The 25192-nt window shown below is 69.0% G+C and carries 23 protein-coding genes; 14 read left to right on the forward strand and 9 right to left on the reverse strand.

What is annotated here, in order from left to right; all coding sequences use genetic code 11:
- Nucleotides 1–11 precede the first annotated feature (11 nt).
- From KPL78_RS01615 to KPL78_RS01630, 4 genes are all read left to right on the forward strand, one after another.
- Nucleotides 12–524: a TRAP transporter small permease gene (locus tag KPL78_RS01615; protein ID WP_219760894.1), complete on the forward strand. Its 513-nt coding sequence runs from the start codon at nt 12–14 to the stop codon at nt 522–524.
- The gene (locus KPL78_RS01620) at nt 521–1792 is read left to right on the forward strand and encodes a TRAP transporter large permease (protein ID WP_219760895.1); all 1272 of its coding nucleotides are present in this window, start codon (nt 521–523) and stop codon (nt 1790–1792) included. Before KPL78_RS01615 ends, KPL78_RS01620 begins: the two co-directional genes overlap by 4 nt.
- Before the next feature lie 82 nt (nt 1793–1874).
- A complete protein-coding gene (locus tag KPL78_RS01625) occupies nt 1875–2180 on the forward strand; it encodes an integration host factor subunit alpha (protein WP_219760896.1) in 306 nt (101 codons plus the stop codon).
- On the forward strand, nt 2177–2614 hold the full coding sequence (locus tag KPL78_RS01630; protein WP_219760897.1) for a MerR family transcriptional regulator: 438 nt from the start codon (nt 2177–2179) through the stop codon (nt 2612–2614). The genes KPL78_RS01625 and KPL78_RS01630 overlap by 4 nt, the downstream gene beginning before the upstream one ends.
- 495 nt (nt 2615–3109) lie before the next feature.
- Here KPL78_RS01630 and KPL78_RS01635 read toward each other — a convergent pair whose 3' ends face one another.
- Entirely contained in the window at nt 3110–4684 is a 1575-nt protein-coding gene (locus KPL78_RS01635) for an ABC transporter substrate-binding protein (protein WP_219760898.1), read from the reverse strand.
- A 193-nt stretch (nt 4685–4877) separates the two neighbouring features.
- Here KPL78_RS01635 and KPL78_RS01640 point away from each other — a divergent pair, with 193 nt between their 5' ends.
- Complete coding sequence (locus KPL78_RS01640; protein ID WP_219760899.1) at nt 4878–6455, forward strand: ABC transporter substrate-binding protein; 1578 nt, start codon at nt 4878–4880, stop codon at nt 6453–6455.
- A 244-nt stretch (nt 6456–6699) separates the two neighbouring features.
- Here the strand turns inward: KPL78_RS01640 and KPL78_RS01645 are convergent, their stop codons facing one another.
- From KPL78_RS01645 to sdhC, 4 genes are all read right to left on the reverse strand, one after another.
- Entirely contained in the window at nt 6700–7482 is a 783-nt protein-coding gene (locus KPL78_RS01645; RefSeq protein WP_219760900.1) for a succinate dehydrogenase iron-sulfur subunit, read from the reverse strand.
- 12 nt (nt 7483–7494) lie between these two features.
- Nucleotides 7495–9303, reverse strand: a complete 1809-nt coding sequence (gene sdhA, locus KPL78_RS01650; RefSeq protein ID WP_219760901.1) for a succinate dehydrogenase flavoprotein subunit — start codon at nt 9301–9303, stop codon at nt 7495–7497.
- Nucleotides 9304–9371: 68 nt separating this feature from the next.
- A complete protein-coding gene (gene sdhD / locus KPL78_RS01655) occupies nt 9372–9764 on the reverse strand; it encodes a succinate dehydrogenase, hydrophobic membrane anchor protein (RefSeq protein WP_219760902.1) in 393 nt (130 codons plus the stop codon).
- A 5-nt stretch (nt 9765–9769) separates the two neighbouring features.
- Complete coding sequence (gene sdhC, locus KPL78_RS01660) at nt 9770–10216, reverse strand: succinate dehydrogenase, cytochrome b556 subunit (protein ID WP_219760903.1); 447 nt, start codon at nt 10214–10216, stop codon at nt 9770–9772.
- 264 nt (nt 10217–10480) lie between these two features.
- Between sdhC and KPL78_RS01665 the strand changes: the two genes are divergently transcribed.
- The 6 genes from KPL78_RS01665 (at nt 10481) to KPL78_RS01690 (ending at nt 16278) form a co-directional block, all read left to right on the forward strand.
- Complete coding sequence (locus tag KPL78_RS01665) at nt 10481–11713, forward strand: MFS transporter (RefSeq protein WP_219760904.1); 1233 nt, start codon at nt 10481–10483, stop codon at nt 11711–11713.
- A gap of 28 nt (nt 11714–11741) precedes the next feature.
- Complete coding sequence (locus KPL78_RS01670; RefSeq protein WP_219760905.1) at nt 11742–12386, forward strand: trimeric intracellular cation channel family protein; 645 nt, start codon at nt 11742–11744, stop codon at nt 12384–12386.
- A gap of 511 nt (nt 12387–12897) precedes the next feature.
- Nucleotides 12898–13857 (forward strand): Bug family tripartite tricarboxylate transporter substrate binding protein, encoded by a 960-nt coding sequence (locus KPL78_RS01675; protein ID WP_219760906.1) that lies wholly within the window; start codon nt 12898–12900, stop codon nt 13855–13857.
- Between the two features lie 120 nt (nt 13858–13977).
- Nucleotides 13978–15030 carry a ribonucleotide-diphosphate reductase subunit beta gene (locus KPL78_RS01680; protein WP_219760908.1) on the forward strand — a complete coding sequence of 351 codons (1053 nt, stop codon included), beginning with the start codon at nt 13978–13980 and terminating at the stop codon, nt 15028–15030.
- 189 nt (nt 15031–15219) lie between these two features.
- Nucleotides 15220–15894, forward strand: a complete 675-nt coding sequence (locus KPL78_RS01685) for an SCO family protein (RefSeq protein ID WP_219760910.1) — start codon at nt 15220–15222, stop codon at nt 15892–15894.
- Nucleotides 15895–15990: 96 nt separating this feature from the next.
- Nucleotides 15991–16278, forward strand: a complete 288-nt coding sequence (locus KPL78_RS01690) for a hypothetical protein (RefSeq protein WP_408904472.1) — start codon at nt 15991–15993, stop codon at nt 16276–16278.
- A gap of 3 nt (nt 16279–16281) precedes the next feature.
- Here the strand turns inward: KPL78_RS01690 and KPL78_RS01695 are convergent, their stop codons facing one another.
- Together KPL78_RS01695 and KPL78_RS01700 are read right to left on the reverse strand one after the other, a co-directional pair.
- Nucleotides 16282–17013 carry a tRNA1(Val) (adenine(37)-N6)-methyltransferase gene (locus KPL78_RS01695; RefSeq protein ID WP_219760911.1) on the reverse strand — a complete coding sequence of 244 codons (732 nt, stop codon included), beginning with the start codon at nt 17011–17013 and terminating at the stop codon, nt 16282–16284.
- On the reverse strand, nt 17010–17222 hold the full coding sequence (locus tag KPL78_RS01700; protein WP_219760912.1) for a putative signal transducing protein: 213 nt from the start codon (nt 17220–17222) through the stop codon (nt 17010–17012). Before KPL78_RS01700 ends, KPL78_RS01695 begins: the two co-directional genes overlap by 4 nt.
- Nucleotides 17223–17402: 180 nt before the next feature.
- On the opposite strand from KPL78_RS01700, the gene KPL78_RS01705 reads away from it, so the two are divergent.
- The gene (locus tag KPL78_RS01705) at nt 17403–18356 is read left to right on the forward strand and encodes a polyprenyl synthetase family protein (RefSeq protein ID WP_219761685.1); all 954 of its coding nucleotides are present in this window, start codon (nt 17403–17405) and stop codon (nt 18354–18356) included.
- 54 nt (nt 18357–18410) lie between these two features.
- Here the strand turns inward: KPL78_RS01705 and KPL78_RS30705 are convergent, their stop codons facing one another.
- Both KPL78_RS30705 and KPL78_RS01715 read right to left on the reverse strand, forming a co-directional pair.
- Complete coding sequence (locus KPL78_RS30705; RefSeq protein WP_219760913.1) at nt 18411–19646, reverse strand: O-antigen ligase family protein; 1236 nt, start codon at nt 19644–19646, stop codon at nt 18411–18413.
- A gap of 259 nt (nt 19647–19905) precedes the next feature.
- Nucleotides 19906–21309 carry an aspartate aminotransferase family protein gene (locus tag KPL78_RS01715; protein ID WP_219760914.1) on the reverse strand — a complete coding sequence of 468 codons (1404 nt, stop codon included), beginning with the start codon at nt 21307–21309 and terminating at the stop codon, nt 19906–19908.
- Nucleotides 21310–21430: 121 nt separating this feature from the next.
- On the opposite strand from KPL78_RS01715, the gene KPL78_RS01720 reads away from it, so the two are divergent.
- Nucleotides 21431–23746: a molybdopterin-dependent oxidoreductase gene (locus KPL78_RS01720; RefSeq protein ID WP_219760915.1), complete on the forward strand. Its 2316-nt coding sequence runs from the start codon at nt 21431–21433 to the stop codon at nt 23744–23746.
- Nucleotides 23743–25188 (forward strand): PhoX family protein, encoded by a 1446-nt coding sequence (locus KPL78_RS01725; protein WP_219760917.1) that lies wholly within the window; start codon nt 23743–23745, stop codon nt 25186–25188. Before KPL78_RS01720 ends, KPL78_RS01725 begins: the two co-directional genes overlap by 4 nt.
- The last annotated feature ends 4 nt before the right edge of the window (nt 25189–25192 follow it).

Here is a 25192-nt window from a genome sequence, read left to right on the forward strand (position 1 = left end):
CGCAGGCCCCGATGGAACTCGCCCCTCCCGCCGCGGCCGAGCGCCGCGGCGTGTTGGCCCGCATCGACTCCTTCGTCGTGGGCCTGTTCGGCATGAGCGCGCTGCTGCTTGCCGTGGTGAACGTGCTGCTGCGGGCGGTGGCCCCGCAGCATGCGATCGAGTGGGGCGACGAGGTGCAGGTCTACCTCATCGTCTGGGCGGTGTGCGTGTCCTTCGCCGCGGTGACGGCGGCGGACCGGCACATCCGGGCAGATCTGGTGGTCGGCGCGATGCCGCTGCCGGTGCAGCGCGCGCTGGCGGTGCTGGGCGACCTGCTCGGCCTCGCCATGTCGATCGCGCTGTGCTGGCTCGGCTACCTCGTCACCTATGAAAGCTGGGATTTCGGCGACGTCTCGACCACGACGCTGCGTTTCCCGCTGTGGATCTACCAGGCCTCGCTGCCGGTCGGCATGGCGCTGATGGCGGTGGCCTATGTCCTGAAGCTGCTGGATCATGCGGGCCTGCGCGGGCGGGCCGGGCCATGATCTGGGTCCTGTTCGGCGGGCTGCTGATCCTCGGCGTGCCCATCTGGCTCGTGATGGGCTCGACGGCCTTCCTCGCCTTCCTCGGCGAAGGCCAGCCGCTGCTGCCCATGGCGCAGAAGATCGTCGACGAGTTCAATTCGACGACGCTGCTCGCCGTGCCCTATTTCGTCGCCGCCGCGGTCTTCATGGAACGCGGCAATGTGGCGAAGGCGCTGATCGGCGCGGCCGAAGCCTGGGTTGGCGGCATCCCGGGCGGGCTCGGCCTGGTCTGCGTCGCCTCCTGCACCATCTTCGCGGCGATGTGCGGGTCCTCGGTCGCCACCGCCATGGCGATGGGCACGGTGCTGGTGCCGGCCATGCTGCGCGCGGGGTATGAGCGGCATTTCGCGGCGGGCATCGTCGCGGCCTCGGGCACGCTCGGCATCCTGATCCCGCCCTCGCTCGCCTTCGTGGTCTATGGCGTGCTGGCGGATGAGGCGATCACGCGCCTCTTCCTCGCCGGCGTCATTCCCGGCCTGCTGCAGGCCGGCGCGATCGCTGCCTGGGTCGTCTACTACGCGCGCCGCAAGGGCTATGCGCGGGAGACCTCGCTGGAGACGCGGGAGAAATGGCGGCGCACGGTCTATGCGCTGCCGGCGCTCTCGGTCCCGGTGATCGTGCTGGGCGGGCTCTACGGCGGCGTCGTGACGCTGACCGAGTGCGCCGCGCTCTCGGCGGTCGTGGCGCTCGCCCTGTCGGTCTTCGTCTACAAGGGCATCGCCCCGTCCCAGCTGCTGACCGTGATGGCCGAGGCGGTGCGCAACGCCGCGGCGATCATGATCATCATCGCGCTCGCGCTGATCTTCGGGCATTGGGTGACCGAGGCGGGCGTCGCCGCGCGCGTCGTCGCATGGACCACCTCGCTCGGCCTGACCTGGTGGCAGTTCCTCATCGGCATCAACGTGCTGCTGATGATCCTCGGCATGTTCCTCGAGGTCTTCTCCGTGCTGCTGCTGGCGATGCCGGTGATCCTGCCGCTGCTGAAGCCCTTCGACATCGACACCGTCCATTTCGGCGTGGTGGTGACGATGAACATGGAACTGGCGCTGCTGACGCCGCCGGTGGGGCTCAATCTCTTCGTGCTGGCGGGCATCCTGCGTTGCCCGCTGTCGGAGGTGGTACGTGGGGTCTGGCCCTTCATCGCCATCATGACGGCCCTGCTGATCCTCGTGACCTATGTGCCGGCGGTCGCGACCTTTCTGCCCGACCTGGTCTATGGGGTGCGGTGACCGCGTCGGCCGGTTCCGGTTGACGGGCGACCCGCATCCCGGCTTTCTTTTGGGCTGAGGGGTTTATGGGGGCCCGCTGGGCATGGATACGGTCACGCGCGCGCAGCTTGCCGAGGCGATCTACGCCAATGTCGGGCTGTCGCGGAACGAGAGTGCGGCCCTGCTGGAGACCGTGCTCGAGCGGATCTCCGCGGCGCTGGAGGCCGGTGAGCCAGTGAAGATCTCCGCCTTCGGTACATTTCTGGTGCGTCAGAAGGGCCAGAGGGTGGGGCGCAACCCGAAGACCGGCGTCGAGGTGCCGATCCTGCCGCGCAAGGTCCTGTCCTTCCGTCCGTCCCAGGTGCTCAAGGCCCGGATCAACAACGAGCCCGAAGGCGACGAGGAATGAGCGACGACCTGCCGCCGGAGGTCGAGTCGGACACGCGGACCAGGCCGCGCAAGGCCCCGACCGCCTTCCGGACCATCAGCGAGGTCGCCGACGACCTGCATATTCCCCAGCACGTTCTGCGTTTCTGGGAATCGAAGTTCCCGCAGCTCAAGCCGCTGAAGCGCGGTGGCGGGCGGCGCTACTACCGGCCGGAGGACATTGCGCTGCTGCGGCGCATCTCCGACCTGCTCTACACCCAGGGCTATACGATCAAGGGTGTGCAGCGGCTGCTGCGTGACGGGACCGACGAAGGACCCCAGGCCGTGACCGGCGAATTGCCGCTCGGCGACCCGCCGCCGCCGCCCGCCGCGGAGGAGCAGGAAACGGCGGCGCTGCGCGCGGCGCTGGCGGAGCTGGAGGCAATCGCGGCGGAACTGCGGGTCCTCGCGGGATAGGATGTATCGGGCGAGCCTTGCCCCTCCAAGCCATCCTGCCAAAGGCCCTCCTGATTAGCTCGATATGTCCGCTGTGGGGTTGGAGGAAACCACCCCGGCAAGGGCCGAAGGGTCCTTGCAAACCTCCCTTTGGCGCCGTGCGCCCACGTGGAACGGAATGCCGAAGCCCGCCCTTGAGCCCGAAACGCGCCGGGAGGGCTCAAAATGACCCCCCGGCCCGGCACCAGCAGAATGCGGTCCAGGGGATCCAATCCCCTGGCGGGGTGGCTCGGAGGGGCAGAGCCCCTCCGATCTTCGCCCTCGGAGGCATGCGGGCCATCGGGCGGCGCTCGGATCCCGCCAGGCACTGCTGATTGATCGCGTGCCGGACCCCGCATCAGCGCGCAAGGCGCCTCGCGAGGATGCCAGAGTTCAGCGACTTCGGCAGCACGGAGCGCGGCACCGCCCCTCCGCAACGGAGGCCGGCCGGCCTTGCCCCGAGACGGGCAAGGCATCTTACGGCGCCGGGCGCACGCCCATTGCCACCGTGCGCTCATCCATGCGCGGCTCATGCGTCAGGCCGCGGCGCACGGCCCAGGTGTTCACGTACTGGATGAGCTGGATCAGCGGTTCCTCCTCGGCGTAGAGCGCCACGGCCTCGTGCCAGATCACCTCGCGCCGCTCATCGTCCAGCGTCGCCGAGCCGCGCGCAGCGAGCTCGTCGAAGACCGGGCCGGAGAAGCGCGCATTGTTGTTCGCCCCGGTCAGGCGCTGGCGGTCATTGGTCGCGAGAGTGTTGATCAGGAAGTTCGAACCCTCGCCCGTCGAACTGCCCCAGGCGGCCATCTGCATCGCATATTCGATGCGCGCGCGCCGGGGCACGAAGGCGGTCCAGGGCAGGGCGTCGACCTGCACCCGCACGCCGATGCGGGTCCACATCTGCGCGACCGCCTGGGCCAGCCGCGCATCGTTCGGCCAGCGGTCGTTCGGCGTGTGCATGGTGATGCGGAAGCCATCCGGGTAGCCGGCTTCGGCGAGCAGGCGCTTCGCCCCATCCGGATCGAAAGCGCGGGGCCGAATGCGCGGATTGTAGCCAAAGGCGCCTTCGGGCAGCCATTGCGCGGTCGCGGTCGCCGCGCCTTCCATCACGCGATCGACCAGTGCCTGGCGATTGATGGCCATGGACAGGGCGCGGCGCACGCGCGCGTCCTTGAAGGGGTTCACCGGCAGGGGATGGCCCGCATTGTCGGTGATCAACGGCGTGCCGCCGTCGCGCGTGTAGTCCGGCGCCATGTAGACAGTGCGGAGCGAGGGGATCTCGGTGATGGTCACGCGGCTGTCCCGGCGCAGCCGCGCGAGGTCCGAGGTGGGCACCTGCTCGATCAGGTCGAGATCGCCCGCGAGCAGCGCGGCGGTACGCGCCGCGTCATTGTTGACGATACGGTAGTTCACCTGCGCCCAGGGCTGCGCGCCGCCGAAATAGGCATCGTTGCGCGTCATCTCGACGCGGTCGCCGGAGCGGTAGCTGGCCAGGCGATAGGGGCCGGTGCCGATGGCGGCGCGGCCGGTGTTGAAGTCCTCGGTCGCCGCGCCTTCCGCCGCGTGGCGCGCGATGATGGACACCGAGGCGAGGTCGAGCGGCATGAGCGGATGCGGTGCGGCGGTATGCAGGCGCAGCGTCAGCGGATCGACCACCTCGACGCGGGTGATGGCGCGCAGGAAGCCCTGGAACCCGCCGGGACTGTTCGGCACGTTGGGCACGCGGGAAAAGGTGAAGACGACGTCGTCCGCGGTGAAGGGCTTGCCGTCGTGCCAGGTCACGCCCTCGCGCAGCTTGAACTCCCACACCGTGTCCGACACCGCGCGCCAGGAGGTGGCGAGCGAGGGATGCGGCCGCGCGCGCGCATCGCGTTCGACCAGCCGGTCGAAGATGTGCATCGTCAGCGCGTTGTTCGGACCGACATTGTGGAAATGCGGGTCCACCGTGGTCACGGGCGCGGCAGATCCGACATTCAGCGTCTGGGCCGAGACGGTGGTCGCGGTCATGAACACGGCAAGGCCTATGGCAGCGGAGCGGGTCCGGCGGGGCATGCGTCTTTCTCCGTTTCCCTATCCCGGCATCTTTGGCCGGGTCGGCCGCCATGCTGGCACGAAGGGGCGGTCTTGTCGCAACCCGGCCACATAACAGTGGGCGATTGCCCCTTTCCCCCATCTGCCCTGGCTGCGACGATGCGGCAGGGATTGGGAAGAACGCTGGTCCGCGACCAGACCGGGAGATAATTTGATGAACTGCATGAAGGCCGCGGCTCGCGTCGCGGGTTTGGCCGCGATGCTGGCTGGCACCACGGCCGGAGCCCAGACGCTCACCATCGGCGCCGCGGCGCCGGTCACTTCGATGGACCCGCACTATCACAACTTTGGGCCGAACAACGCGGCGACGATGCACGTCTTTGACCGGCTGGTCGAACGCGATGCGCAGGCGCGGCCCTTCCCATCGCTCGCCACCTCCTGGCGCACGGTGTCGGACACGGTGTGGGAGTTCAAGCTGCGCCAGGGCGTGACCTGGCACGACGGCAAGCCCTTCACCGCGGACGACGTCGTCTTCACCTTCGCGCGCGTGCCGAACGTGCCGAACAGCCCGGGCGGTTTCGGCGGCTTCCTGCGCGCCATCACCCGCGTCGAGATCGTGGATGCCGAGACGATCCGCATCCACACCCGCACGCCGCATCCGCTGATGCCGCTCGACCTGTCCTCCGTGTCGATCATCTCCCGGGCCATCGGCGAGAACCCGAGCAGCGAGGATTTCAATTCGGGTCGCGCGGCGATCGGCACCGGGCCGTATCGCCAGGTTTCCTATCGCCTGGGCGATCGCGTGGAGTTCGAACGCAACCCATCCTGGTTCGGCCCGGCCCAGCCCTGGGCGCGCGTGTCCTATCGCATCATCGGCAATGACGGCGCGCGCACCGCCGCACTTCTCGCCGGCGATGTCGACCTGATCGAACAGATCCCGACCACCGACATCGCGCGGCTGCGCCACGACCAGCGGCTGACCGTGACGTCGGTTCCGAGCCTGCGCACCGTCTTCCTCGCCCCCGACTACGGCATCGAGGGCGGCAATGCGCAGATCACCGACAATGCGGGCCGGCCGCTCGCGGTGAATCCCTTCAAGGACGTGCGCGTCCGTCGCGCGCTGTCGATGGCGATCAACCGGGACGCGCTGGTCGAACGCGTGATGGAAGGCGCGGCGACCGCGACGGCGCAATGGCTGCCGGAAGGTGCCTTTGGCTTCAACACGCATGTGCCCCCGCGTGCCTATGACCCCGCCGCGGCGCGGCGCCTGTTGGCCGAGGCCGGCTATCCGGACGGCTTCCGCGTCACGCTGTCGGCGCCGAATGATCGCTGGCCGAACGATGCGCGCATCGCCCAGGCCGTCGCGCAGATGTGGACGCGCGTCGGCGTGCGCACCCAGGTCGAGGCACTGCCCTGGACGGCCTTCGTCGCGCGGCGTTCGCGCTTCGAATTCGCCATGCAGCTCGGCGCCTGGGGGTCCTCGAGCGGCGAGGCCTCGAACTTCCTGATCAATACGATCGGCACGCGCGACCGCACGCGGCTGACCGGGTCGAACAACAATGCGCGCTACTCCGACCCGCGCTTTGACCAGTTCGCCGCGCAGGGATCGGCGACGTTGGACGACACGGCGCGCGAGGCGATCTGGCACCAGGCGGTGGCGCTGTACGGGGAAGACGAGCCCTACATCCAGCTCATGCAGTACGTGAATACCTGGGCGCTGAAGCGCGGGCTGGAACACGATCCGCGGATGGATGAACGGACGGTGGCGATGGGGGTGCGGCCGGCGCCGTGATGCGATGAAGGTCGGAGGGGCGCTGCCCCTCCGAACCACCCCGCCAAAGGCCGAAAGGCCTTTGGAAACCGCGACTTGGCGCCGGGCGCCGCTGTCGCGAAAAGCCCGCTCGCCGCGCTTTGTGCGCAGGAGCGGGCTTCGGCATTCATTCTGTCGGGGGCGCACGGCGCCAGGTATTGGCTTGCAAAGGCCTTTCGGCCTTTGGCGGGGTGGGTCTGGAGGGGCAGAGCCCCTCCAGCCGGCCTTACCCCTGGCGTTCGACCATCAGCTTCTTGATCTCGCCGATCGCCTGCGCCGGGTTCAGCCCCTTCGGGCAGGTCCGGGTGCAGTTCATGATGGTGTGGCAGCGATACAGCTTGAACGGATCCTCGAGCGCGTCGAGACGCTCGCCCGTCGCCTCATCGCGGCTGTCCGCGATCCAGCGATAGGCCTGCAGCAGCACCGCGGGGCCGAGGTAGCGGTCGCCATTCCACCAATAGGACGGGCAGGCGGTCGAGCAGCAGAAGCACAGGATGCACTCCCACAGCCCATCGAGCTTCGCGCGCTCTTCCTTCGACTGCAGGCGCTCGCCATCGGGTGGCGGCGGCGTGTCGGACTTCAGCCAGGGCTCGACCGAACGGAGCTGCGCGTAGATCTGGTTGAGGTCCGGCACCAGGTCCTTCACCACCGGCATGTGCGGCAGCGGGGAGATGCGGACGTCGCCCGTCACTTCCTCGATGGGCTTGAGGCACGCGAGCGTGTTCAGCCCGTCGATGTTCATCGCACAGGAGCCGCAGATGCCTTCGCGGCAGGAACGGCGGAAGGTGAGGGTGGTGTCGACCTCGTTCTTGATCTTGATCAGCGCGTCGAGGACCATCGGCCCGCACTGGTCGAGATCGATCTCATAGGTGTCGGTGCGCGGGTTGGCACCGCCATCCGGATCCCAACGGTAGATCTTGAACGCCTTGACGTTCTTCGCGCCGGCGGGCGCCGGATAGGTACGGCCTTCGCCGACCGTGGAGTTCTTCGGAAGCGTGAAGGTGGCCATCGGTCGGGTTCCTCAGTACACGCGCGGCTTCGGCGGGAAGACCTGCACTTCATTCGTCAGCGTGCGCATCTTCACGTCGCGGTAGTCGAGGCTGACGGCGTATTTGTCGTCCACGCGCGCCAGGGTGTGCTTCATCCAGTTCACGTCGTCGCGCTCGGGGAAGTCTTCCTGGGCGTGGGCGCCGCGCGATTCCTTGCGCGCATCGGCGCCATGGATCGTCGTCAGCGCATTGCCGATCAGGTTGTCCAGCTCCAGCGCCTCCATCAGGTCGCTGTTCCAGATCAGGGAGCGGTCGGCGATCTTGATGTCGCCGAAGGTGGCGGCGACCTTGTCCATCTTCTCCACACCTTCCTTCAGCAGTTCGGAGGTGCGGAACACCGCGGCATGCGCCTGCATGGTGCGCTGCATGGTCAGGCGCAGCTCGGCGACCGAGGTCGAGCCCTTCGCATTGCGCACGCGGTCGAAGCGGTCGAGCGAGGCCTCGCCGGCCTTGGGCGGCAGCGGGGCCTGCGTCGCGCCAGCCTTGATCGTCTCCGCCGCGCGATGCGCGGCGGCGCGGCCGAACACCACCAGGTCGAGCAGCGAATTGGTGCCGAGCCGGTTCGCGCCATGCACCGACACGCAGGCGGCCTCGCCCACGGCCATCAGGCCGGGGACCACCTTGTCCTGGTCGGCGCTAGTCGCGTCCAGCACCTCGCAGTGAATGTTCGTGGGGATGCCGCCCATGTTGTAGTGGACGGTCGGCAGCATCGGGATCGGCTCCTTCGTCACATCCACGCCGGCGAAGATCTTCGCCGTCTCGGAAATGCCGGGGAGGCGTTCATGCAGGATGTCCGCGCCCAGGTGCTCGAGGTGCAGGTAGATGTGGTCCTTCAGCGGACCGACGCCGCGGCCCTCGCGGATCTCCATCGACATGGCACGGGAGACGACGTCGCGCGAGGCGAGGTCCTTCGCCGTCGGCGCGTAGCGCTCCATGAAGCGCTCGCCCTCGGAGTTCGTCAGGTAGCCGCCTTCGCCGCGGGCGCCCTCGGTGACGAGGCAGCCCGAGCCGTAGATGCCGGTCGGGTGGAACTGCACGAACTCATTATCCTGCAGCGGCAGGCCGGCGCGCAGCACCATGCCGCCGCCGTCACCCGTGCAGGTATGCGCCGAGGTGCAGGAGAAATAGGCGCGGCCATAGCCGCCGGTCGCCAGCACCGTGGTCTGGGCGCGGAAGCGATGGATCGAGCCATCCTCGAGGCACCAGGCGATGACGCCGCGGCAGGCGCCGTCCTCCATGATGAGGTCGAGGGCGAAATACTCGACGAAGAACTCGCAGTTATGCTTGAGCGACTGCTGATAGAGCGTGTGCAGGATCGCATGGCCCGTGCGGTCGGCCGCGGCGCAGGCCCGCATCGCGGGCTCCTTGCCGTAGTACTTCATGTGGCCGCCGAAGGGGCGCTGGTAGATCTTGCCGTCCTCGGTGCGGCTGAACGGCACGCCGAAGTGTTCCAGCTCGTAGATCGCCGGCACCGCCTCGCGGCACATGTATTCGATCGCGTCCTGGTCGCCGAGCCAGTCCGACCCCTTCACGGTGTCGTACATGTGCCAGCGCCAGTCATCCTCGCCCATGTTGCCGAGCGAGGCGCCGACGCCCCCCTGCGCGGCCACGGTGTGGGAGCGCGTGGGGAAGACCTTGGTGATGCAGGCGGTGCTGAGGCCCGCCGCACCCATGCCGAAGGTCGCGCGCAGACCCGCGCCGCCCGCGCCGACCACCACCACGTCATAGGTGTGATCGACGATGCGGTAGGCGCCGTTCGAAGGCTTGCTGATCGCGTTCATCGCATCCGTCTCGTTCGCGCCCGCCAGGGGGCGATGCTTGTCAAATCGGGCGGCCTGACCGTCTTCGGTCAGACCGCGATGCGCAGCACGGCGAGCGTCGCCGACAGCCACAGCAGGAAGCAGGCGCCCTTGATCACGAGCAGCGCGCCGACCTTGCAGAGCTCGCCGCGCACATAATCCTCGATCCACTCCTGCAGGCCATAGGCCATGTGGTGGAAGGCGGCGGCGAGGAAGGCGAGCAGCAGCACGGCGTTGAAGGGGCGGCCGATCCAGGCCGTCGCCTCCTGCCAGGTGGCATCCGGCATGCGGGCCAGGGCGAAGACCAGCCAGATGGTCAGCGGCAGCAACGCCATGGAGGTGACGCGCTGCATCCACCAGTGATGCGTGCCGCCCTTGGCGGCGCCCAGGCCGCGCACGCGGCCGAGCGGGGAGCGAAGGGAGCGGATTGTCGGCGCGGCCATCGGCGTCAGATCCAGGTGATGAGCATGATGAGCCAGGTCAGCGCGGTGAGCGCCGCGGTGCCGATCAGCACCGCCCGGCCGGTGAGGTACATGGTCGGGATCTCGAAGCCACGGCCGCTGTCCCAGTAGAGGTGCCGGATGCCGGCCAGCGTGTGGTACCAGGCCACCGCCGTCAGGCCCATCAGGCCGAGCACGCCGATGAAGGACCCGAAGAACCACATCGCGCCATTATAGGCGGATTCGCCGGCGGCGGCGGCGACCAGCCACCACACCAGGAAGACCATGCCGATCGACCAGAGCGCGCCGGTGATGCGGTGGGTGATGGAGAGTGCGGAGGACATCTGCAACATGTCGTAGACCTGCAGATGGGGCGACAGCGGACGGCGGACGAGGCTGCCATCCGACCGGCGGCCGACCATCAGGGCCTCCCGCGCGTCGGTGATCTTGGACATGGTCCGTAAACTCCAAAGCGCCGCCTGCCCCGATCCCCGAGCCGGGGGACGGCCTTGTGCCGGCACTTGTATGGTGCGGCGCGGGACAGCGTCAAATCCGCGGCGGGACTTTTGCGGTGCAGCTCAAGTACTTGCGAATGGCTCGCAAACGGCGGCGGGCCGCCAGGCTCGCCGACATGGATGGAATGTCGGGAAAATCGCCCGTTGACGGGGGACCGCACCGCGCCCAGCGTTACGGCAATAGTCACAGGCCAGGGTGCAGACATGCCCGCCGAAACGTCCAAGCCCGCCGGCATCGGCCGGGAAGCGCGCATCATCACGCTGATCGGCACCGGGCACTTCCTGTCACATTTCTACATGCTGACCCTGCCGCCGCTCTTCCTGTTCTGGCGGGCGGAGTTCGGCGTCTCCTTCGCCGAGCTCGGCCTGGCCGTCGCGCTGATGTCCGGTACCACGGCGTTGCTCCAGACCCCCGTAGGCTTCTTGGTGGATCGGCGCGGCGCGCGGCCCTTCCTGGTCGGTGGGACGCTGCTGATGGCCCTGTCCGTCTCGGCTATGGCGGCCGCGCCGGGGATCTGGGCGATCTGGCTGCTCGCCATTCTGTCGGGCATCGGCAATTCGGTGATCCACCCGGCGGACTACGCGATCCTCGCCGGGTCGATCGACAAGGCGCGCATGGGGCGCGCCTTCGCGCTGCACACCTTCACCGGCAATCTCGGCTTTGCCCTGGCGCCGCCGGTGATCGCGCTGCTCGCGGCCATCGTGGGCTGGCGCTGGTCGCTGCTGGTGGTCGGGCTGCTCGGGGTGCCGGTGGTCCTCGCCATCCTGGTGCAGAGCCGCATCCTGCAGGACCAGCCCAAGCTGCGGAAGGCCGAGGGCGGGCCAAGTGGCCGGGAGCTGCTGCTCTCGCGTCCCATCCTGTTGTTCTTCGCCTTCTTCATGCTCTCCTCCATGGCCGGGTCGGGCATCCAGTCCTGGATCATCACCGTGCTCGGCAAGCTGTGGGGCACGCCGGTCGCCGTCGCCTCCACGGTGCTGACCGGCTACATGGTCGGCGCGACCGGGGGCACGCTTGTGGGCGGCTGGGTCGCGGATACCTCCAAGCGCAACCTGATCGGCTTCGTCGTGGTGCTGACCGTTTTCGCCATGGCGATGATCGTGACGCTCGGCCTGGTGCCCATGCCGGAACTCCTGCTGCCGATCGTGGGCTTCCTCGGTGGCCTCGCCATGGGCGCGTCGCGCACGCCGCGCGACGTGATGTTGAAGGATGCCTCGCCACCCGGCGAGATCGGCAAGGTCTTTGGCTTCGTCTCCTCCGGCCTGCCGCTCGGCAACGCGATCACGCCGGTGCCGCTCGGCTTCCTGATCGACATGGGATATCCGGTTCTGGTTCTGCCGGTGGTGGCTGTGCTGCTCGGGCTGTCGTTGCTCTGCGCCGGTTCAGCGCAAGCCGGGGCGCGCAGTCGGAAGCCCGCGGCGGCCGTCCCCGCCGAGTGACCGGGGCGCGTGGCCGGGGCACGCCCGTGTGATCGTCTTCGATGACCTGCTGGACGTGCTCACCTGGGCGGCGGTGGGGGTGCTTGCCGTTGCGGGGGCGCTCAGCGCCTCGCGTAAGCAGCTCGATCCGGTGGGCTTCATGCTGATCGCGTGCCTCTGTGCCTTCGGCGGGGGCACGGTGCGCGATGTGATCCTCAACCAGCCGGTCTTCTGGCTGCGCGTACCGGGGATGGTGGCGCTGGCCGCCAGCCTCGCGCTGGTCGTCTTCTTCATGGCGCATCTGGTCGAACGGCGCTTCGTGTTGCTGCTCTGGGCCGATGCGGTCGGGCTCGGTCTCTTCGCCGTGCTGGGTGCCGAGGCTGCGCAGCGCGCGGGCGCAACCGCCTGGGTGGCCGTGCTGATGGGCACCATCACGGCGACTGCCGGCGGCATGCTGCGCGACATCATCTGTGCCGAGGTGCCGCTCGTGCTGCGGCGGGAGATTTACGTCACCGCGGCGGCACTCGGCGCGGCGGGGTTCGTGCTGCTGCTCGATCTCGGGGTGGGGCGCACGGCGGCGATTTCCTGCGGCATTGCCCTCGGGTTCGGAGCGCGGGCAGCGGCGATCACGGCAGGCTGGTCACTGCCGACCTACCGGGCCAGGCCGGGGCGGGACTATCCGGATCGGCGGTAGCGTGGGGAGGCAGCAAAGACCGGCCGGAAGGTCTTCCTGAGGGTTGGTCTGCTCCTTGGGGCGCGCAGCCCCTCCAAAACCACGCCACCACCAGGGTCCCGATTGACGTTGCTTTGCGACGCCAATGGGCGCTCCTCGTGCCTGGAGCACGCGGAACGCAATCTTCTGGTGCCGGACACAACGCCCTCACCGCCCACTCCAAACGCCCGCGATGCGCGAAGGCGGGTCTCGGCATCTCTCGGGCAGCAGCGCACGGCACGCGTTCAATGAGTGTGAAGCCCATTCATGCCGAGCGCCAGGTCATGGTTTCCAAAGGCCTCGGGCCTTTGGCGGGTGGGGGTTCGGGGGAGGGCAGAGCCCTTCCCCGGTTCGCCATCACCACGATCTTCGCGCCTGTGAGGTGGCGCCACTCTCCAATCTTCCCTCCGGCTTTCCCGAACCGCGGTCCCGGCTTTCCCAAGCGACACATCTGTGGCTAGCCTTCCGCAAAACCACTTTGGGAGAAACGACCATGCTCACCCGGCGGAGCCTTGCGCTCGCGGCGATACCTCTTGTCTCTCCGGCCCGCGCCCAGGGTTCCTGGCCCGACAAGCCTGTCCGCATGATCATCGGCTATCCGGCAGGTGGTCCCACCGATTTCGGCGGGCGCCTGTTGCAGGATCCGCTCGGCCGCCTCTGGGGCCAGCCCATCGTCATCGAGAACCGGCCAGGCGCCAGCCAGGTGATCGCGAGCGAGGCCGTCGCCCGCTCCCCTGGCGATGGCTACACGATCTTCCTCGCCGCCAGCACGCATGCGTCCAACGCCGCGGTCTATGCGCGGCTGCCCTATGACACGCTCGCGGACTTCACCCCGATCGTGAACATCTACGCCTCGCCGACCGTGCTCTTCGTGGGGAAGGATTCACCCTACAGGACCGTCGGCGCGCTGGTCGAGGCGGCGAAGCGTGACCCGGGCATGGCCTTCGCCTCCTCGGGCAACGGCTCCTCCGGGCATTTCGCGCTGGAGATTTTCCGTCGCAAGGCGGGCATCGAGGTGACGCATGTTGCCTTCCGCGGCGGTGCTCCGGCCCTTCAGGAGGTAATGTCCGGCCGCGTGCCGGCCACCTTCAGCACCCTGTCGGGCGCGATCGGCCTGGTGCGGGATGGCGGGTTGCGCGCGCTCGCGATCGGCGGACCGGTGCGCGTGGAAGTGCTGCCCGGCATTCCTACCCTGGCGGAGGTCGGCTTCGATATTCCCGACACGAGCCCCTGGTACGGCTTCCTCGGGCCGAAGAGCGTCCCCCGCCCGATCGTCGACCGCATCGCGAATGACACGCTCGGCCTGCTGCGCGACGTGACGATCGCGCGGCGCATCGTCGATGCGGGCGGCGTCATCCTCGCCGAGGGACCGGAGGCCTTCGACGCCCGCATCCGCCGCGAAGTGGCCGAGAACGCCGTGATCGCGCGCGACGCCAACATCCGCGTAGAGTGACCTGCCCGCCGCGAGTCGCGGCCACGACTCGCGGCACCACAATATGTTGTGGTGTGTTCTTGATGCTCCCACAAAGCGTGGTAGGAATCAGCGCAGCGCAGTCTTGCTGGGGGATGGCCCATGGCCGACGGAGTCTCGACCGACGAACTTCCTGTGAAGTTCGATCTTCTCACCTCGAATCCGGTCTACAAGCCGTTCCGCTACCCGTGGGCCTATGATGCCTGGCTGATGCAGCAGCGCGTGCATTGGCTGCCCGAAGAAGTGCCGATGGCCGATGACGTCAAGGACTGGCAGAAGAATCTGACGGATGGCGAGCGCAACCTGCTCACCCAGATCTTCCGCTTCTTCACCCAGGCCGATGTCGAGGTGAACAACTGCTACATGAAGCACTACTCCCAGGTGTTCAAGCCGACGGAAGTGCTCATGATGCTGTCCGCCTTCAGCAACATCGAGACCATCCACGTGGCGGCCTACAGCCACCTGCTCGACACCATCGGCATGCCCGAGATCGAGTACACCGCCTTCCTCAAATACAAGGAGATGAAGGACAAGTACGACTACATGCAGACCTTCTCGGTCGATTCGAAGATCGAGATCGCCAAGACGCTCGCCGCCTTCGGCGCCTTCACGGAAGGTCTGCAGCTCTTCGCTTCCTTCGCGATCCTCATGAACTTCCCGCGCTTCAACAAGATGAAGGGCATGGGCCAGATCGTGACCTGGTCGGTGCGCGACGAGACGCTGCACTGCCTGTCCGTCATCCGGTTGTTCCGCACCTTCGTGCAGGAGAACCCGGAGATCTGGACCGCCGAGCTGCGGCGCGACATCACCCTGATCTGCGCCACCATCGTGGAGCACGAGGACGCCTTCATCGATCTCGCTTTCGAGTTGGGCGGCGTGCAGGGCCTCGATGCGGCGCAGACTAAGGAGTATATCCGCTTCATCGCCGATCGCCGCCTGCAGCAGCTCGGCCTCGAGCCGCTCTACAACATCGAGAAGAATCCGCTGCCCTGGCTCGATGAGATGCTGAACGCGGTCGAGCACACCAATTTCTTCGAGAACCGCGCGACGGAATACTCCAAGGCCAGCACCGCCGGCACCTGGGAAGAAGCCTTCGCGGATTCCGTCTTCACCTCACCGCAGCCGGACGGCGCGATCGAGGGCGTCCGTCACTGAGCGCCGCCGGGCATCCGTCATCCGGCGCACCCTCGTTGTCGGCATCGGCCCGCACCGCATCCGGCCACGCGTCGTGCCGGATGAGTGCGCGGATTTCTGCGAGGATTCTCAACCGGGCTGCGAGCAGAGCAGGACCGCGCGGAGGTGGCCTTGCGTGCCCCCCTCGGTGCGGCCTAACTGCGCCGCATCATGTTGCGCGCCATTCGCATACTCGCCCTGCTTCTCGTCGTCCTGCTCGGAGGTGTCTGGGCCACGGCCTGGTTCGGCCGGGCCCCGGACGAATCCGTCGCGGATTCCTTCCTGCGGCATCTTGCCAAGATGACGGGGGCCGACATGCCGGCGCCCTCGCCCGGTGGGGTGCAGCTCGCGCAGGGCGTCGCGCTGGGCGGGCCATTCACGCTGGTCGATCAGACCGGCCGTACGGTCACCGAGCGCGACTTCGCCGGCAAGCCGCTGCTGGTCTATTTCGGCTTCACCTATTGCCCCGATGTCTGCCCGACCGAGCTCGGCACCATCGCCGCGGCGCTCGATGCCATGGGCCCGGCCGGGGAGCGCGTGACGCCGGTCTTCATCTCCATCGATCCCGAACGCGATACGCCGGCGGCGATGGCCGACTACGTCTCGCGTTTCCATCCGCGCATGGTCGGGCTGACCGGCAGCGCCGAGCAGGTGGCCCAGGCCGCGCGCGCCTATCGCGTCTATTACGCGAAGGTCCAGCCGCGCGATTCCACGGATTACCTGATGGACCATTCCTCCTTCATTTATTTCGTCGGACCGGATGGGCGCGTGCGCAGCCTGTTCCGTCCAGAAACCACGCCGGAGGCGATCGCCGCCGCCGTCAACGCACAGCTTCGCGCGCTGTGAGACACAGGGTTTCGCAAGGCCGCCTCCGGCGGTATGTTACAGCAGCCACGGTGGCTGGCCCGATCAACAGGGCGGGCACGGCGGTGGAGGGGCATCATGTCGCTGGATGACAACGACGGCGCGATGAGCGCCGATGGCGGGCGGGGTGGCGCGGGAGCACCGCGACATACGCGACGCCTGTCCGACAAGATCCTGATTGCCTTTCACCACGCCTGCGATCAGGGCGATTTCGAGGTTGCTGAGGAACTGCTGCGCATTCTGGAAATGATGCTCACGCGGCGCCCGGCCTCTCCGGATTCGAACCGACGCAAGAATCTCGAGAGCCTGGTCGCGGCGCATGAGCGTCTCTGGCTGCTGCGCCACCCGGAAGTGAAGGACCAGTAGGTCCTATTCCGCGGCCAGCGGGGCGGCCAGGCGCAGCACGGCCTCCGCGGCGGGGGTGAAGGCGCCGTCAGCCTCATGCAGCACGAAGGGCGGCAACAGCCGCGCCGGCGCGCGCCCGGCCTTGCGGGCCCGGATCAGCACCCGCTTCGCGGCATCGCCTGCCCGTGGCGCGATCGGCAGTAGCGTGACCGACCCGCAGCCCGCGCTTCGCAGGGCCGCGACCCCGGCATCGAAGCGCGCGGCTGGCAGCACCAGGCTCGCCGTGCCGCGATCGCGCAGCGCGGCCGCCAAAAAGGCCGCCCAGGCGTCCAGGTCCGTACCGGCTTCATGTGTCGCCGCGCTGCGCAGCGCCTGCGGCGGCGGCGTGCCGTCCGGCCAGTAGGGCGGGTTGGCGAAGGCATGGTCGCAGGGCGCCAGCCGGCGGGCGAGGACCCGATCCACGACATCGCCCTCGGTCACCCGTGCATCGACGGCATTCGCCCTGGCATTCGTGGCGGCAAGCGCCGCCATTGCCGGGTCGCGTTCCACCGCTGCGACGCGCAAGCCGGGCACGCGTGCCGCAAGGCAGAGGAAGGCCGCGCCGCTGCCGCAGCCCGCTTCCAGCACATGTTCGCCGGGCCGTGCCGGCACGAAGGCCGCCAGCAGCACCGCATCCAGCCCGGCGCGGAATCCCTTCGCCGGCTGGCGCAGCCGCACGCGGCCGTCGAGCAACGCATCCTCGGTCGTATCGGTCACGCCGTGGCCTCGCCGGCCTCCGTCAGCACGGCACGGGCACGGCGCTCATCGTCGGTTGCCACGGCCAAGCGACGGGGGAAGGCTCCGATGCCCCCTTCCATGGCGCTGATATGCGCGTCGAGCACGACCGTATCGATCCCCGCATCGGCCAGCAGGGCGCGCAGGAAGGACAGCCGCACCGGGTCCGTGGTGGTGGCGACGATGCGCATCGCAAGTCCATTTCCCTTGTTTTTCCGCTGCTTGCCGCCTGGGCGGGGCATGACTATGGTGCGCGCCGCAGCAGGAGAAGTGCAAGGGTGAGCGCCATCGCAAAGCCGCTCGACGCCGGTCCGGCGGGCCAGGATGCCGCAGCCGCGAAGCGGGGTGAGGATGCGCTCACCGCGTTGACCATGCTCGTGCGCGACGACCTCGAGGCGTGCAACCGCCTCATCGTCGACCGCATGCAGAGCGAGGTCTCGCTGATCCCGCAGCTTGCCGCTCATCTCATCGCGGCCGGCGGCAAGCGCCTGCGCCCGCTGCTGACGCTCTCCGCCGCGCGGCTCTGCGGCTATCGCGGCGCGCGCCATGTGAAGCTTGCCGCCTGCGTCGAGTTCATCCACACCGCCACGCTGCTGCATGACGACGTGGTGGATGAGAGCGCGCTGCGCCGTGGCCAGGCCTCGGCCAATGCGCTGTTCGGTAACAAGGCGTCGGTGCTGGTCGGCGACTTCCTCTTTTCCCGCGCCTTCGAACTGATGGTCGAGGACGGCAACCTCGAAGTGCTGCGCATCCTCTCCGCCGCGTCCGCGACCATTGCGGAAGGCGAGGTTCTGCAACTCATCACCCAGAACGACACCACGACGACCGAGGCGCAGTATCTCAAGGTCATCGAGGGCAAGACCGCCGCGCTCTTCGCCGCGGCGACGGAGGTCGGCGCCGTCGTCGCGGATCAGCCCTCTGCCCGTCAGGCCGCCATGCGCGATTTCGGCATGACGCTCGGCATCGCCTTCCAACTCGTCGACGATGCGCTCGACTACAGCGCGGATCAGGCCGCGCTCGGCAAGACGGTCGGCGACGATTTCCGAGAAGGCAAGATCACCCTGCCCGTGCTGCTCGCCTTCCAGCGCGGCGACGACGCGGAGCGTGACTTCTGGCGCCGCACCCAGGAAGAGCGCGACCAGGGCGAGGAAGACCTCGCCCACGCGCTGACGCTGATGCGCCGGCACGGCGCGCTCGACGACACCATCGAACGCGCGCGCCTCTATGGCGAACAGGCGATCGCGGCGCTCGCGTCCTTTCCCGACAGCGCCGAGAAGACCGCCCTCGCGGACGTCGTCACCTTCGTCATCGAACGCGCACGGTAGGACGGTCCCGGGGCCGGTCTCCGAACACCTCGCGGCCATGTCGCGAGAGACGACCTACGGCGTTTCCTGAACGCCTCGAACCCTGGCCCCGGCGCGGGGGAGCCCGGCGCAGGCTGCGGCGGCCAGCAGCATCGCCGCGACCCACCAGGCCTGCCAGGCCCCGAAGGACAGCATGGCCGTGATCGCGGCGGAGGTCAGCGCCCCCGTCGCCGCGGCCGGCGAGGGCGCTCGCGCCGCCGCCACACCGAGGAACCAGGCCAGCAGCGCCGCCATCGCCGCGCCCACCGCCCCGAGCTCCAGCCACAACTGCAACGCGCCGTTATGCGGATGCAGGGGCAGGATGTTCACATGCGGTTCGCCGAACCAGCGCCGCATGGCGGGATCGGTGATGCGCATCCGGTCCAGCGCTGCTGCGGAGGGCTGATTGCGGCCGCCCGGAATCTCGCGGCTCGCTTCCATGCCCCAGCCGAGGATCGGCCGTTCCGCGATGCGTTCGGCCGCGAAGTCCCAGATCAGCATCCGGTGCAGCGCGGATTGCGGAAAGCGCTCCAGCGGCAAGCCGGGGATCAGCGCGACCAGCAGCGGCATGACCAAGATGGTAACGCCGAGCGCCGCGCCGATCAGCCGCGGCACCGCGCGCGGCGCAAGCTGTGCCGCCCCCGCCGCAACCAGACCGAGCACCGCGGCGATCTTCGCCGTGTCACCGGGCAGCAGGATCAGCACAAGCGCACCCACGACCAGCGCACCGATCCGCGGCACCACCGGCCAGGGCAGGGCGGCGGCCAGAGGCAGCAGCAGCGCCATCACCGACCCCGCCGGCTTCAGCCCGAAGGCCAGCGTGACCGGCACCTCCCGCAGGCCGCGAACCGCCGCGCGGATGGCATTGCCCGTCAGCGTGTCGATCGTCGCGGCGACCAGTCCGACCGCGAGCCCGATGGCCAGCACCAGCACCAGGTGCGCGCGCGTCGCATCGTCGCTGCCGTTCAACGCCTGCGCCGATCCGCCGGCAAGGAGCACCATGCCGACCATCGACAGGCCGGTCGTGAAGGCGCGTGCCGGCTCGATCGCCCAGGCGGCGCTGACCGTGCCCCACAGGCCGAGGGCCAGCGCGGCGAGCAGCGCCGCAGACGGGCCCCAAGGCAATGCGTGGTCGCGCCGCCATGCCGCGACGACGCTGAACGCCAACGCGATCAGCGCGATGGGCGCCATGGCCTTGGATTGCAGCACCACAGCCAGCGGCGCGATGGCGAGCGCGACAGCAATGGGCAGGGCAGGGGATGTCGCGGTCACGGTCGGTTCCGAATGTCGCGGTCACCGGAGGGGCTCTGCCCCTCCGGACCACCCCGCCAAAGGCCGAAAGGCCTCTGGACACCTCAACTTGGTGCTGGGCGGGGAGGGTGCATAGAACGAGAAACTTGCGTCGGGCCCGACGCGGCATCAACAGCGTGGCGTGCCCTGATGGCCCGACGCCAGGTATCGGTTTCCAAAGGCCCTGTGGCCTTTGGTGGGGAAAGGTTTGGAGAGGGGCAAAGCCCCTCTCCAAGACGACTCACACCGCGGCGATGCTTTCCCGCCGCAGCTCCACTGCCAGCGCGTCCAGCGACTTCTCCACGCGGCTCAGCATCTCGGTCACCTCGTCCTTGGTGATGACCAGCGGCGGGGAGAAGCCCATGCTGTCATTGGCCATGGCGCGCAGGATCACGCCATTCTCCTCGCCGAGCTTGCACAGGCGCGGGCCGGCCTTCTTCGCCGGGTCGAAGGGCTTCTTTGCCGCCTTGTCGGCGGACAGCTCGATCGCGCCGATCAGGCCGACGCCGCGGACTTCGCCGACGATCGGATGGTCGGCGAAGCGCTTGCGGAGTTCCGCCTGCATATGCGCGCCGACTTCCGCCGCGTGATCGACCAGCTTGGTCTCGTCGTAGATCTTCAGCGTCTCGATCGCGACGGCGGCGCTGACCGGGTGGCCCGAATAGGTGAAGCCATGGCCCCAGGTGCCGACGGCCGAGGAGCCCTCGGCGATGCCCTGGAACACCGCCTCGTTCACCATCACCGCCGAGATCGGCAGGTAGGACGACGACAGCGCCTTCGCGCAGACCAGGATGTCCGGCTGGATGTTGAAGGTCTGGCTGCCCCAGTAGCTGCCGGTGCGCCCGAAGCCGCAGATGACCTCATCGACGACGAAGAGCATGTCGTACTTCTTCAGCACGGCCTGCACCTTCTCGAAGTAGGTCTTCGGCGGCACGATCACGCCGCCCGCACCCATCACCGGCTCGGCCCAGAACGCCGCGCATTCCTCGGCGCCGCCCTCGGCGATGATCTTCGCTTCCAGCTCCTCGGCGAGGCGCGTCGCGAAATCCTCCTCGGACTCGCCCGGCTTCGCCTCATGGTAGTGGTGCGGCGTGCCGACATGGATGAAGCGGCCATTGGCGATCGGCGCGTCGAACAGCTTGTGGTTCGCCGGCAGGCCGGTCAGCGAGGCGGCGGCGAGCGTGATGCCGTGATACGCCTTGATGCGGGCGAAGACCTTCTTCTTCTTCGGCTTGCCGATGGCGTTGTTCATGTACCAGACCATCTTCAGCGCCGAGTCATTCGCCTCGGAGCCGGAGTTGCCGAAGAAGACCTTGCTCATCGGCGACGGCGCGCGCTCGATCAGCATCTCGGCCAGGTCGATCATCGGCTCGTGCGACTTCGACGTGAACGAGTGGTAGAAGGGCAGCTTCCGCATCTGGTTGGTCGCGGCCTGCACCAGGCGTTCGTTGTCGAAGCCGAGCGAGGCGCACCACAGCCCGGCCAGCGCCTCGATGTATTCCTTGCCCTGCTCGTCGTAGATCTTCACGCCCTTGCCGCGGGTGATGACCAGCGGGCCCGTCTGCTGGAACGCCTTGGCGTCCGTATAGGGGTGCAGCACGTTCGCGATGTCGCGAGCGGCATTGGAATTGCGCGGCGGGGTCATGGCAGAGGCCTTCTCCAGGCGAAAGAAGGCCGCACATTAGGCCCGGACGTCGCGCCGCCCAAGGGGCTGCGGTTGCCCTTCGGCCATGCCCACGCCACTTTCCCGGGCGAAGGAGCCGCACATGACCGAGATCAAGCCGCATGCCGCCCATTGGGGCAGTTTCGAGGCCGTTGTGCGCGACGGCCGCGTGGTGGGCGTGCAGCCTTTCGATCGCGACCCCTTCCCGGGAAGCCTGATCGAGGCGATGCCCGACATCGTCCACGCCCCCTCTCGGGTGGATCGCCCCTATGTTCGCAAGGGCTGGCTCGAAGGTCGTCGGCGCGGCGCGCTGCGCGGTGGGGATGCCTTCGTTCCCGTATCCTGGGATCGCGCCGTGCGCCTGGTGGCGGAGGAAACCCGCCGCGTCCGCGCCGAGCACGGCCCGACCAGCATCTTCGGCGGGTCCTATGGCTGGTCCTCGGCGGGCCGCTTCCACCATGCGCGGTCGCAGTTGCAGCGCTTCCTGGGCCTCGGCGGCGGCTATACGGGACAGATCAACGCCTATTCCTACGCGGCGGCGCAGGCGCTGCTGCCGCATGTCCTCGGCACCAACGAAGTGCTGTTGGGCCGCACCACCGATTGGGCGGCGATCATCCGCTATTCGAAGGTGATGCTGTGCCTGGGCGGGCTGCCGCTACGCAACGGGCTGGTTACCTCGGGCGCCTCGGGCGCCCACGCCAATGAGATGAACCTGCGCGCCGCGGCAGCAGCCGGGCTGCGCTTCGTCCAGGTCTCGCCCAACCGCGCCGATGTGCCCGACTGGTGCAACGCCGAGTGGATTCCGATCCGTCCGGGCACCGATACCGCGCTGCTGCTCGCCATGGCGCAGGCTATCGTCGCGGCCGGGCGCGAGGATCGCGACTTCCTCGCCACGCGCTGCACCGGCTGGGACCGCCTGCGGGCCTACGTCACCGGCGAGTCCGACGGTATCGCGAAGACGCCCGAATGGGCCGAGCCCATCACAACCATTCCCGCCGCGACCATCCGGCGCCTCGCGACGGAACTGGCCGACCAGCCCGCCATGCTGACCGCGACCTGGTCGCTCCAGCGCGCCGACTATGGCGAGCAGCCCTATTGGATGCTGGCCGCCCTCGCCGCGATCCTCGGCAAGATCGGCAGGCCAGGCGAGGGCGTGGCCTATGGCTATGGCAGCGTCGGCGGCATGGGTCATCCGCGCCGCGAAATCCCCTCCTTCTCCATGCCCGGCACGCGCAACCCGACCGGTGCCTTCATTCCCGTCGCGCGCGTCACCGACATGCTGGAAAAGCCCGGCGAGACCTACGACTTCAACGGCCGCGAACAGCGCTACCCCGACACGCGCATCATCTGGTGGGCCGGCGGCAACCCATTCCACCACCACCAGGACCTCAACCGCATGCTGCGCGCCTGGGCGAATGCCGAGACGATCATCGCGCAGGACCAGCACTGGAACGCGCTCGCCCGCCACGCCGACATCGTGCTGCCGGCGACGACGACGCTGGAACGCAACGACATCGCGTCGTCCGGCCGCGACCGCTTCCTGCGCGCCATGCACAAGGCGATCGACCCGGTCGGCCAGGCGCGCAACGACCACGACATGCTCGCCGACATCGCCGAGGAACTCGGCTTCCGCGACCGCTTCACCGAGCAGCGCAACGAGGAGGCCTGGCTGCGTCACCTCTTCGAGCAGTGGCGCCAGAATTGCGCCCGCACCGGCGTCGACACGCCCGACTTCGACAGCTTCTGGGCCAAGGGCTATTGGGAAGCGGACGCCCCCGCGCGCGGCGAGGAATACACGCAATTCGCCGATTTCGCGGCGGACCCCGAGGAACACCCGCTCGACACCGCGACCGGCAAGGTCGAGCTGTTCAGCCCCACCATCGCATCCTTCGGCTATGACGACGCGCCGGGCCACCCGGTCTGGATCGAACCGCGTGAATGGCTCGGCGCGAAGCAGGCGGAACGCTTCCCGCTGCACCTGCTGTCCTACCAGCCGGCCACGCGGCTGCATGGCCAGCTCGACCCTGGCCGTGTCGCCGCGACCAACAAGATCGCGGGTCGCGAGCCCATCACCCTGAACCCCGACGACGCCGCCGAACGCGGCCTGAATCCGGGCGACATCGTGCGCGTCTTCAACGACCGCGGCGCCTGCCTGGGTGGCCTGCGCACCGATCCAGGGCTGATGCGCGGCGTCGCCATGATGGCGACCGGCGCCTGGTTCGACCCGCTGGAACCCGGCGTGCCGGGCAGCCTCTGCGTGCATGGCAATCCGAACGTGCTGACGCCGGATATCGGCACCTCGCGCCTGGGGCAGGGGCCTTCCGCGCAATCCTGCCTGGTGCAGGTGGAGAAATGGACCGAGGCCCTGCCCCCGGTCCGCGTCCACCTGCCGCCGCGCATCGAGGACACCGCCGCATGATTGCCCGCCGGGGATTGCTCGCCGCACCGCTGCTGCTCGCCGCGCCGGCGCTGCGCGCGCAGTCGTTCACCCTGCGCCAGGACCTCTTCGTCGCGCCGGGTCTGCGGGAGGGCGTGCTGATCCGCTGGGGCGACCGCGTGACCTTCGACGCGCCGGACTGGACGCCTGCCCGCCCCACCGCCGAGGCCGCCGCCGCGCAATTCGGGTGGGATGCCCGCATCGTGGCGCTGATCCCTTCGCCGGAGGCCTCCGACGGCGTGCCGCGCGCGGTGCTGGTGGTCGCGCATCCGACCGTGGATGCGGCGATGGCCTTCCCCGGCGGCCGCGACATCCCGGCCGTCGCCGGCGCCATGCAGGGTGCGACCCTGGTCAATGTCGCGCGGCGTGGCGGCACCTGGGTGGTCGTGGATGGCGGCTTCCAGAACCGCCGCCTGACGGCGGCGACGCTGTGCCGCATCGGCACGGATGGCGGCCCGGCGGCCGGCATCGTCGGCGTCACCGGCGGCTGCGTCACCCCCTGGGGCAGCGTGCTGCTCGCCGAGGGCGGTGCCGCCGCCTGGGTCGGCCGCTTGCCCGGGCTCGAATCGAGCACCACCGGCATGCTGGTGGAGGTCGATCCCTCCGATCCCGTTTCCGTCCCCGTGAAGCGTGCCGCGCCGGGCCGCTTCGGCGCCGTGGACGCGGCGGCGGGCCTCGCGGCCGATGGCCGCGCCGTGGTCTGGATGGTTGATGGCCGGCCGGGCGGCTACCTCTATCGCTTCCTGTCGAACGACACGGCGGGAGCGCGGGCGCTCGACGCCGGCCGCATGGCCGCCGCGCGCTTCGAGGGCGGGTCCCTGCGCTGGCTGCCCCTGCCCGAAGGCGATCCCCTCGCCGCCGCGCGCGGGGTGGGCGCGACGGCGCTCGATCAGCCCTGGGCGGTTGCCCTCGATGCGCAGCGGCAGAGGCTATGCGTCGCAACGCGCGGCGGCGCCGGCCAGGCGTTCGCCCTTCGCGCCGCCGCGGGCGACCTGGCCTCCGAGACCGGTATCGCCGAAACGCTGCTGCAAGGCCGCGAGGCCCCGGCCCAGCCGCCTGCGCGGCGCGGCGAGGCGCCCACGCCGGTCCCGGCCTGGCCCTGGGCGCCGGCCTCGCTGGCCTTCGATGGCGCAGGCGCCCTGCTGGTCGGCACCGATCGCGGCGCCCGGCCGGGTGCGCTGCCCGAGGCCTTCTACCGCGTCCCGACCGAGGGCGCCGATCGCGGCCAGCCCTCCCTGCTCATGGCCGTCCCGGTCGGGGCGGCAGCCTCCGGCGCGGCCGTGACGGCGGATGGCACGCTGCTCGCCGCCGTGGCCCATCCCGGTGCGACGCCCGGCGCGAACTGGGCCAATCCCGCGACCCGCTGGCCGGCCTTCCGCGCGGATGAACCGCCACGCAGCACGATCATGCTGCTCGGGCGCTGAGGCG

It is taken from the genome of Roseomonas alba, from assembly GCF_019430885.1.
In the GTDB taxonomy this organism is placed as follows: domain Bacteria; phylum Pseudomonadota; class Alphaproteobacteria; order Acetobacterales; family Acetobacteraceae; genus Neoroseomonas; species Neoroseomonas alba.